The 9,764-nt window shown below is 72.8% G+C and carries 9 protein-coding genes; 7 read left to right on the top strand and 2 right to left on the bottom strand.

The annotated features are described in order from the left end of the window. Positions 1 to 21: 21 nt before the first annotated feature. From FHS13_RS19340 to FHS13_RS19330, 3 genes are read left to right on the top strand one after another with little or no spacing between them, the layout of a single operon-like run. Positions 22 to 735: a metal-dependent hydrolase gene (locus tag FHS13_RS19340; RefSeq protein ID WP_184293376.1), complete on the top strand. Its 714-nt coding sequence runs from the start codon at positions 22 to 24 to the stop codon at positions 733 to 735. Between the two features lie 24 nt (positions 736 to 759). After that, on the top strand, positions 760 to 1,419 hold the full coding sequence (locus tag FHS13_RS19335) for a class I SAM-dependent methyltransferase (RefSeq protein ID WP_184293375.1): 660 nt from the start codon (positions 760 to 762) through the stop codon (positions 1,417 to 1,419). Between the two features lie 41 nt (positions 1,420 to 1,460). Further along, a complete protein-coding gene (locus FHS13_RS19330; protein WP_184293374.1) occupies positions 1,461 to 1,889 on the top strand; it encodes a hypothetical protein in 429 nt (142 codons plus the stop codon). An 84-nt stretch (positions 1,890 to 1,973) separates the two neighbouring features. On the opposite strand, the gene FHS13_RS19325 is transcribed toward FHS13_RS19330, so the two are convergent. After that, entirely contained in the window at positions 1,974 to 4,055 is a 2,082-nt protein-coding gene (locus FHS13_RS19325; protein ID WP_343065093.1) for a bifunctional copper resistance protein CopD/cytochrome c oxidase assembly protein, read from the bottom strand. A gap of 318 nt (positions 4,056 to 4,373) precedes the next feature. Here FHS13_RS19325 and FHS13_RS19320 point away from each other — a divergent pair, with 318 nt between their 5' ends. The 4 genes from FHS13_RS19320 to FHS13_RS19305 all read left to right on the top strand — a co-directional run bounded on the left by FHS13_RS19320 (position 4,374) and on the right by FHS13_RS19305 (position 8,541). After that, entirely contained in the window at positions 4,374 to 5,576 is a 1,203-nt protein-coding gene (locus FHS13_RS19320) for an amidohydrolase family protein (protein WP_184293372.1), read from the top strand. Positions 5,577 to 5,610: 34 nt separating this feature from the next. Next, complete coding sequence (gene ald, locus FHS13_RS19315; protein ID WP_184293371.1) at positions 5,611 to 6,732, top strand: alanine dehydrogenase; 1,122 nt, start codon at positions 5,611 to 5,613, stop codon at positions 6,730 to 6,732. 117 nt (positions 6,733 to 6,849) lie between these two features. Further along, on the top strand, positions 6,850 to 7,983 hold the full coding sequence (locus FHS13_RS19310; RefSeq protein WP_184293370.1) for an enolase C-terminal domain-like protein: 1,134 nt from the start codon (positions 6,850 to 6,852) through the stop codon (positions 7,981 to 7,983). A 99-nt stretch (positions 7,984 to 8,082) separates the two neighbouring features. Continuing rightward, entirely contained in the window at positions 8,083 to 8,541 is a 459-nt protein-coding gene (locus FHS13_RS19305; protein ID WP_184293369.1) for a MaoC family dehydratase, read from the top strand. 51 nt (positions 8,542 to 8,592) lie between these two features. On the opposite strand, the gene FHS13_RS19300 is transcribed toward FHS13_RS19305, so the two are convergent. Further along, positions 8,593 to 9,764, bottom strand: a 1,172-nt coding sequence (locus FHS13_RS19300; RefSeq protein ID WP_221443214.1) for a glycosyltransferase family 2 protein, incomplete at its 5' end; no start/stop codon positions are given.

Below are 9,764 nucleotides of genomic sequence, written 5' to 3'. Positions count from 1 at the left end.
CACTCCGCTACCGTTCCGGCCATGATGGGGCACTCTCACGCTCTGAGCGGCGTGGTCGGATGGATGGCGGTCGTTCCGCTCGTCCAGGGAACAGAATTCCTGGGACTCAGTTTTCACCTGGGTCCCGGTGAGATCATCGCGGGTTCTCTGGTGTGCGCGGGGGCGGCTCTCCTCCCCGACATCGACCACAAGAGCGCGACGGTGACCAAGACCTACGGGAAGATCACCGAGACGCTGAGCGACATGGTCGGCTTCCTGTTCGGCGGCCACCGCATGGGGACGCACTCGCTGTTCTTCGCCGTGCTCATGGGCGTCCTGGTCCAGGTCCTGGCGCTCTGGTCGGAGATGGCGGTCCAGGTCTTCGTCTTCCTCCTCATCGGCATCGCGCTCCAGGGCCTGGGCTTCGGCCTGGACAAGAACCGGGTGGCGTCGGGGATCATCAACGCGCTGGCGACAGCGGCGATCACCCTGGCCCTGTACGCGTCGGGGGTCAACTACTCCTGGCTGGGCCTGGCGGTCGCCTTCGGCGTGATCCTGCACTTCCTCGGCGACATGATCACCAAGATGGGCGTGCCGATCTTCTGGCCCTTCTGGAAGAAGCGCATCGGCCAGAAGGTCGGCTTCGTCACCGACGGCCCCGTGGAGAAGAAGGTCGTCACCCCCCTGCTGACGGTCGGCATCATCGTGGGCTCGCTCTACCTCTTCGACTGGCCGACCCTCCTGCCCGACCGCTGACCGCGCACGGCCTACCCTGGGGCCGTGACGAGAACCACAGAGAGCATCACGCCGGAACTGTACGCCTACCTCGTGGCCCAGGGCGAGCCCGTCGACGCGGTCCTGACCGACCTCGCCGAGGAGACCGCCCGCCTCTTCCCCGACCGCAAGGGCATGCAGATCGGCCCTGAGCAGGGCACCTTCACCACCCTTCTCACCCGGATCAGCGGTGCCCGCGACGCCGTGGAGATCGGCACCTTCACCGGCTACTCCTCCCTCTGCATCGCCCGCGGTCTGCCCGAGGACGGCCGCCTCCTGGCACTGGACATCAGCGAGGAGTGGACGTCCGTGGCACGCCGCTACTGGGAGCGGGCGGGGGTCGCCGACCGGATCACCCTGGAGCTGGGCCCGGCCCTGGACTCGCTGCGCGCCCTGCCGCAGGAGCCGCAGTTCGACCTGGCGTTCGTCGACGCCGACAAGGAGGGCTACGTCTCCTACTGGGAGGAGCTGGTGCCGCGCATGCGCCCCGGCGGGGTGCTCCTGGCCGACAACACGCTCTCCCACGGGCGCGTGGTGAAGGAGTCCGAGACCTCGCCCGCCGTGCAGGGCATCCGCGACTTCAACGCGCACCTCCTGGGCGACGACCGCGTCACCCAGGTCCTGCTCCCGATCGGCGACGGCCTCACCCTGGCGCTCAAGAACTGACGACCGGCCCCGGACGGGGGCCCTCCGCGGACGGTGCGACAATGACCGGCGTGAACTTCCTGGTCAACATCGCCTTGTTCGGAATCGTGGGCGCCGTCATGGCGGCGGCCCTCATCGGCCTGCTCCTGGTACTCTCCGGGCGCTCCAAGGAGGCCCCCGCAGGTCTGCGCGTCGGCTTCGCCGCCGTCTCGGTCCTGCTGCTGGTCGCCGTCCCCGCCCTGGCCGCGGCGGCCACGCTCTCGGGGGGCGGCGGCTTCTGGGCCGGGTTCGCAACGGCCGCGTGCGTGGCCGCGGCCGTCCTCGCGGTCAACGTGCTGATGCTGCCGATGGTGGCCCGCCGCCAGGCCGCGGTGAGCGGGGGCGGCGTGCCGGCCGCGCCCCGGCCGAGCCTGCCCGTCCTGGCCGTGGGCCTCCTGCTCTGCCTGCTCCTGGGCCTGCTCTGCGCCGGAGCGGCCGCCCTCGTCGTCTGACGCCTCCCGCGCGCCCCGGCCCCCGCACGGCGGGGGCCGGGGCGTCTCTCTTCCCGCGGGGAGGACAGGGCGGCCCCGGCACAGCTATTCGGTGCGGTCGCCCCCGCCGCCGCTCCCGCCGTCGGTCCCGGACACCGGCGCCGAGGTCTGCGCGGCCTGCATCCGCCGGGCGCGTTCGGCCAGGTAGGCGTTGTAGGCGTCCATGTCGGAGTCCTCGGAGCCGTCCCGGCGGGCATGCCGCTCCCGGCGGCGCTCCTCCTTCTCCTCGTCCCGGGACCACTGGACGACCAGGGCGACCATCACCAGCAGGGTCGGGATCTCGCCCAGTGCCCAGGCGACGCCGCCGCCCGCGTACTGATCCTCGGCGAGTCCGTCCAGCCACGGCACCTCGAACCGGTTGTAGAAGTCCATGGCCATCGGGGCCGACTGCATCATGATCGAGATGCCGAAGAAGGCGTGGAAGCCCATCGCCAGCAGCAGGAGGAGGATCCGCAGCAGGTAGGGGACCTTGCGGGGCGCCGGGTCCACGCCCACGATCACCCAGTAGAAGAGGAACCCGCTGAGCAGGAAGTGCACACCCATGAACAGGTGGCCGAGATGGTCGCTCATCAGCGTGGGGAACAGCGGCGTGAAGTACAGCACGTAGGGGCTGGCCACGAAGATCGGCGCGGCCACCGCGGGGTGTGTCACCACCTTGGAGTAGCGGCTGTTCAGGAGGAGGTTCAGCCACTCGCGCGGCCCCCGGTCGCCGCGGCGCCGGGCGGGTCTGAGCGCCCGCAGCGCCAGGGTGGCGGGCGCGCCCAGCACCAGCAGGATCGGAACGAGCATGGCCAGGATCATGTGCTGGATCATGTGCGCGGAGAACAGCACCATGGCGTAGGTGGCGTATCCGCTGAGCTGTACCGCCACGATCGCCAGCAGGCCTGCGGCGAACGCGACGGTGCGCCCCACGGGCCACGTGTCGCCGCGGCGCACGAGCCGGGTGACGCCCGCCCCGTAGAGGCCGCCCGCGATCACCACGAACATGATGAAGAACAGGTCCGGGCGCCACAGGGTGAGCAGGTTGGCCAGGTCCATGGGGGGCGGGACCGGGAAGCCGAGGATGAGCGCGGCCGGGTCCACCTCGCTCTCGCGCGGCGGGGGCGGGGCGCTGCGGCCCAGGCCGACGGACACGCCCATGACCACGGCCATGATCAGCACCTCGACGGCGGCCAGGCGCAGGAAGAGCAGCTTGGACCGCGAGGGCCAGGAGGGCGTGCCCTTCTCCGCGGTCCGCAGGCCCTTGAGGGCGTGTTCGCGATGCATGTACCCGAACAGCCCCAGGACCGCGAACAGGAAGATCTTGACCAGGATGATCAGCCCGTACTCGGTCAGGAACAGGTCCCGCAGCGCCTCCAGGCGGGCCGCGGCGCTCGCGATGCCGCTGACGGCCACCCCGACGTAGGCCCACAGGGCCAGCCGGCTGAAGCGGTCGGCCGCGATCGCGGGGTCCTGGGCGTCCGACCGCATCGCGTGGTAGCCCACGGCGGCCACGCCGCCGATCCACACGCTGATGGCCACCACATGCATGGCCAGGCCGGTCACCGCCAGCTCGTGCGAACCCGAGGAGGCCGCGTGGCCGGTGAGCGCGGGCGGGGTCAGGGCGACCAGCGCGGCGGCGAGCAGCCACATGGTGCCGGTGGCACTGGTGACGGTGCGGCCGAAGAGGAGGATGCCCGTGGTGAGCAGGATGACGAACATGAGCGCGATGCCGCCGGCGATCGACCCGGCGTACGCGGTGACCTCGTCCACACTCGCCTCGCCGAAGGGGCGGGCCAGGTACTCCGAGGTCTGGAAGTAGAGGAGGAACACCGCCGCGACGGCCCAGGCCAGGGCCGCCCAGGTGGCCGCCTGCACGTATCCGACGGCCTGGCCCGAGAGGCGGCCCTTCTCCGACGGCAGCAGGACCACGGCGAGCAGGAGCAGGCCGACGGTTCCGGCCGCCGCGGTGTTCATGACCGTCTTGGCCAGGGGCAGGCCCCAGCGCACCGCCTCGCCGGCGTCGGGCAGCCCCGGGATGACCTCGGGGAAGGCCGCTCCGCCGAGCACCAGTGTCAGGCTCAGCCCGACCAGGCACAGAACCGCGGCCAGCACGGACAGGAATGGAACAGAGGCCGCTCTCGGCACGGCCGTCCGGTCCGGGGGACTGGTGTTCTCAGCAGGAGCCACGCGCCACTTCCAGGTCGTTCGGGTCGGTTTGTCGTTTACGAGGCAGGTCAGCGCCCTCAAGGGTATTCCGTCTACTACAGCGTGTCGGACTGGGGCCGCCGCGCACACCCCCGCAACGGGATCCCGTGTTCCCCTCTTCTCTCCGTGCCCTTCGCGATACGCTCGGTTCCCGGCCGGGACCGAGGTCTCCCGGCTGTCCGTCCCCCGTACCGCACCCGGCCTCCGCGGTCCCTCTGCCGCGCGGCATCCTCCGCTGTCCAGGTAAGGGCGACACCCATGACCGAGTTCGACACCGTGTTCCGTTCGCTGCGCGTGGTCACCCCGGCCGGGGTGATGCCCGCCGCCGTGGGTGTCCGCGACGGCCGGATCCGGGCCGTGGCCGGTCACGGCGCGCGACTGCGCGCGCGCTGTGAGACCGATCTCGGCGGCACCGCGCTGCTCCCCGGCGCCGTGGACCTGGGGACCGGTGTGCACACGCCGGGACTGGAGCTGGCCGAGGCCTACCGGAGGACGGCGCGCGCGGCCCTGGCCGGCGGGGCGACCACCCTCGTGGTGTCCCCCGCACCCGGGCGGCCCGCCGTCACCCGCGCCGACGACCTCCAGGTGCACCTGCGGGCCTCGGCGGACAGCCCCGTGTCGGTGTACCTGATGGGCGGGGTCCATCCGGGCAGCGGCCCGCTCGACCTGACCGACCTGCGGGCGGCGGGGGCGGTGGCCTTCCAGTGCTCGCTGTCGGACGGCGGCGAGCCGGGCATGGCAGGGCTGGAGGAGTCCCGGCTGCGCAAGGCGATGGCGGAGATCGCGGCACTGGACGCGCCCCTGCTGGTGCACGCCGAGGACCCCGTGGAGCTGGGTCCGGCGCTCACCGGACAGCGTCCGCCCGTGGCCGAGCGCCGGGGGCTGGAGCGCGTGGTGGCGGCGGCCCGCGCGGTGGGCACGCGCACGCACGTCTCGCCGTTCACCGCGGCCGAGTGCGCCGCTCTGCTGGCCGCTGCGAGGTCGATCGGGGTGGGTGTGGGCGCCCAGACCTGCCCCCACTACCTGTGCCTGCCGACCGAGCTCCTGGAGCCCGGTTCCCCCGCGCACGCCTTCCGCCCCCCGCTGCGCTCGGACGCCAACCGCAGGGCGCTGTGGAGCGCCCTGTTGGAGGAGAACTCGGCGATCACCACCGTCTCCTCCGGTCACCTGCCGGCCCGCGGGCTGTTCACCCTGGAGTGGAGCCTGCCCGCACTGTGGACGGCTGCCGCCCGGCGCGGGCTGGGCCTGCACCGCCTGGCCCGCTGGACCGCGCAGGGCCCGGCGGAGCTGCTGGGGCTGGTCGGCAAGGGGCGGATCGAGGTCGGGTGCGATGCCGACCTGGTGGCCTTCTCCGCCGAGGAGGAGATGACCGTACCCCGGTCGGACCCCGGCCCCTACGCGGGTAGGACAATCGCGGGAAAGGTCGGTCCCGTCTGGGTTTCCGGGCAGCGGGTCCGCTGAGAACGGCGTCGCCGCAGACACCGAGGAGGAAACCGTGCGCATCGGCGTACCCCGCGAGACGAAGAACCACGAGTACCGGGTGGCCATCACCCCCGCCGGCGTACACGAACTCGTCCGGCGCGGGCACGAGGTGTTCGTCGAACGGGGTGCCGGTCGGGGCTCCTCCATCCCGGACGAGGACTACGAGGCCGCGGGTGCGCGCGTGCTCGACTCGGCCGGCGACGTCTGGGGCGAGGGGGAGCTCGTCCTCAAGGTCAAGGAGCCGGTCGAGTCGGAGTACCCGTACCTGCGCGAGGGCCAGGTGCTCTTCACGTACCTGCATCTGGCGGCCTCCGAGAGCTGCACGAGAGCGCTGCTGGAGCGGGGGGTCACCGGTATCGCCTACGAGACGGTGCAGCTCCCGGACGGTTCGCTGCCGCTGCTCGCCCCGATGTCGGAGGTCGCCGGGCGCCTGGCCCCGCAGGTGGGTGCCGCCGCCCTCCAGCGGTCCAACGGGGGCCGGGGTGTGCTGATGGGCGGTGTTCCGGGCGTGCGCCCGGCCCGCGTGACCGTGATCGGCGCGGGCGTGTCGGGGCTGAACGCGGCCCAGGTCGCGGCGGGCATGGGCGCCGAGGTCACGGTGCTGGACCTGAACGTGGACAAGCTGCGGCACGTGGACTCCCTGTACAGGGGCCGGGTCAAGACCGTGGTGTCGAACACGTTCGAGCTGGAGTCGTCGGTCCTGGAGTCCGACATGGTCATCGGCGCCGTCCTGGTGCCCGGGGCCCGGGCACCCGAACTGGTCTCCAACGACCTGGTCGCGCGGATGCGCCCGGGCTCGGTCCTGGTCGACATCGCCGTCGACCAGGGCGGATGCTTCGAGGACTCCCGGCCCACGACCCACGACGACCCCACGTTCACCGTCCACGACACGGTGTTCTACTGCGTGGGCAACATGCCCGGTGCCGTGCCCAACACCTCCACCCACGCCCTGACCAAGGACACCCTGCGCTACGCGGCCGCCCTCGCCGACAAGGGCTGGCACCGTGCCCTGTGCGACGACGCGGCGCTGGCGGGCGGTCTGAACACGTTCGGCGGCGAGGTCGTCAGCCGCCCGGTCGCCGAGGCCCACGGACTCGGGCACCGCCCCTTGGAGGAGGTCCTCCTCCGGCGGTGAGGCAGGTCCGCGCCCTCTTCGGGGTGGTCGGGCCGGTCGGGCGCGGGTACCGTCGAAGGAGAGCCCGCCCCGGCCCGCAGGCCGGCGGCGGGACGGGCGACACCGAGGTGGGGACACGTGGCACACACCGGATCGGCGACCGTGACGCGGATCGTCGAACTCGAGCTGGTCCGGCTGCGGACTCCGGCGCGGCGGGGCAGCGGCGCCGCCGGGTCCGTGCTCGTACGGGTGGCCGACAGCGAGGGGGTCAGCGGCTGGGGAGAGCTTCCGCGTGCCACACGCTCCCAGTGGGAGGCGCTGTCCGATGCGTACGCGCCGGCCCTGCTCCGCCACTCCTGGTCCCGCCCGACCGAGGCGTGCGAGGCCTGGGCGGACCTGCCGTGGGATCCGGCGGCGGCCGCCGCGCTGGACTGCGCCTGCTGGGACCTGTGGAGCCGCCGGCGCGGCATGCCCCTGGCGCACGCGCTGGGAGGAAGGCGCACGGCGCTCACCGCGGGGGTGACCCTGCCCCGCCAGAGGACCGTGGAGTCGCTGGTCACCGAGGTCAACCGCCAGGTCGGCGCGGGTTTTCGGCGGGTGCGTCTGGAGATCGGCCCCGGTTGGGACACCGACGCGGTGCGCGCGGTGCAGACGAGTTTCCCGTTCCTGGTCCTGCAGGTGGACGCGGGCGGCCGCTACAGCGAGTCGCCGGCGCACCTGGAGGCGCTGCGCGCCCTGGACTCCCTGGGGCTGCTGGCGGTCGAGGACCCCTTCCCCCCGGACGACCTGGCGGCGTACGCCCGGCTGGCGGCGGAACTGCGCACGCCGGTGGCCCTGGGCCGGCCGCTGGAGTCGGTCGAGGACCTGGCCGAGGCGATCCGGCTGGAGGCCGGCGGTGCGGTGAACGTCGACGTCTCCCGTCTGGGAGGGCTGACCCCGGCCCGCCGCGCGGTGGACCGCGCGGTGGACGCGGGCTGGCAGGTCTGGTGCGGATCGTCCGCTGCCACGGGGGTGGGCCGGGCCGCCACGGTGGCGCTGGCCTCGCTGTCGGGCGCGTCCCTGCCGGTGGAGGTGCCCGGCGCGGGCAACCGGGGCTCCGACCTGGCGGTTCCGCCGGTGCGGGCGCACGACGGCGTGGTTCCGGTCCCGCTGGCGGAGAACGGCCTGGGGCACGGGGTGGACCGCACGGCTCTGGCGGGCCACACCGCGCAGGCACTCCTGGTGGACTCCTCCGGCAGCCGCGAGCTCCGCAGCGGCCGCAAACACCGCTGAGCCCTGTCGGCGCCCCCAATAACCGAACGGCGTTAGGTACAACCGAACATTGTTCGGTAGAGTTGCGCCACCATCCCGGTCCCCCTAGTACGTGGAGGCATGGTGCGCGAGTTCGCCGACATCCACGAGGTCATCGCCACCCAGGGCGAGCCCCTCGGCCACACCGACTGGTTCACCGTCGACCAGGAGCGGATCTCCCTCTTCGCCGACGCCACCGAAGACCACCAGTGGATCCACATCGACCCGGAGAAGGCCGCTTCCGGCCCCTTCGGCTCCACCATCGCGCACGGTTACCTGACCCTGTCGCTGCTGGCCCACTTCTCCCAGTCCTTCCTCAAGGTCAGGAAGCGGCCCAGCATGTCCGTCAACTACGGCCTCGACAAGGTGCGCTTCCTCCAGCCCGTCACCGTGGGCTCGCGCGTGCGCGACCACCTGGAGCTGTCCTCCGCCAAGGAGACGCCCAAGGGCCATCTGCTCTCCTTCTCCCACACCGTGGAGATCGAGGGGCAGGAGCGTCCCGCCCTCGTCGCGCAGACGCTCAGCCTCTGGGTGCCCTGACCCGGAACGGCAGGGGCGCGCCCGGGCAGGCCCGGACGCGCCCTCCGCGTGTCAGCGCGCGATCCTGCGCAGGACCCTGCGGGTCAGCCCCGGCGTGAACCAGCGCAGCTTGCGCTCGGTCCGCTCGACCTTGTGCTTGAGCCGTGCGACCTCGGCCTGCGCCCGGGCCAGCTCGCGCCGCAGCTCGGCCGGGGACAGGTCGGCCCCGGCCCTCCTCCGGACCGCCCCGGCCCGCACGGCCGACCAGGTGGTGTCCGCGCCCTCGGGCACGTCGACGATGTCCTGCGCGGACGCCCACCGGATTCCGCTGACCGCCTCGACCACGCGGTCCAGGTCGCCGCCCCCCGCCCCGGGTTCCAGGTGGCGGGCCCGCGCGAAGGCGGCGGCGCGCTCCATGCGCAGCACCCCGTCCCCCTCCCGGGTCGCCCCGGGCACCGGGACGCACACCAGTCCCGCGCCGTCGGCGTCGGCGAGCTTGACCAGATCGGCGACCATGCCCCGCAGGGGCAGCGAACCGGTGGGCACGTACAGCCGGAAGGGCACCTGCGGGTCCTCCTCGGGGACCTCCTCGGAGAAGCGCACCCGGGGATCACCGCGGAAGGCCTCGCGGATCAGGCGCAGGTCCAGGCACTCCTCCTCCAGCGGCGAGCACCGCCCGTCCCCGATACCGCTCCAGGGACCCACCAGCCACAGGCGGATGTCGGGTGCGGTCCCCGCCAGCACCCTGGCCGCGGTGGCCTCCACCTCTTCCAGGGAGAACCCGCCGGCCTGGACGACCACGTCGGCCCGGGGCACCTCCCAGATCCGCTCGGGACTCTTGCGGCGCAGATGGTAGTCGGGCACCCGGTTGGCGATGTGGGGCGAGCGGTAGCGCGTGCCCGCGTCGCGCCGCGTCTGCATCTGGGAGCGGCCCAGGTGCCAGCTGCTGGTGTCCAGGTCGGGGACGAACAGCGCGCCCCGCTGGGCCAGGCGGTACCCCAGTTCGCTGTCGCCGCCCAGGACCATCGCGGGGTCCATCCCCCCGGCCTCGTCGAACAGGGTGCGGTGCATCGATCCCGTGGCGCCGATGAACACCCGGTAGGCCTTGTGGCCGGAGTCGCGCAGCCCGTTGCCCCGTTCGATGACGGCCTCGACCCAGTGGGGGTCGGCGCTCTCACGGTCGAACAACCGATCCGCCCGACCCGCCCGCACCTCCTCCCGCACCCGCCCGGGAGAAAGCTCAC

Origin of the sequence: Nocardiopsis algeriensis (assembly GCF_014203695.1) — a bacterium.
GTDB classification, from domain to species: domain Bacteria; phylum Actinomycetota; class Actinomycetes; order Streptosporangiales; family Streptosporangiaceae; genus Nocardiopsis; species Nocardiopsis algeriensis.
This window is presented reverse-complemented; position numbering and strand designations above follow the sequence as displayed.

Excerpts from the sequence above, each read along its gene's own strand:
- FHS13_RS19340 (WP_184293376.1), top strand. The coding sequence starts at position 22 with ATGATGGGGCACTCTCACGCTCTGAGCGGCGTGGTCGGATGGATGGCG.
- FHS13_RS19305 (WP_184293369.1), top strand. The coding sequence starts at position 8,083 with ATGGTGCGCGAGTTCGCCGACATCCACGAGGTCATCGCCACCCAGGGC.
- FHS13_RS19320 (WP_184293372.1), top strand. The coding sequence starts at position 4,374 with ATGACCGAGTTCGACACCGTGTTCCGTTCGCTGCGCGTGGTCACCCCG.
- FHS13_RS19330 (WP_184293374.1), top strand. The coding sequence starts at position 1,461 with ATGACCGGCGTGAACTTCCTGGTCAACATCGCCTTGTTCGGAATCGTG.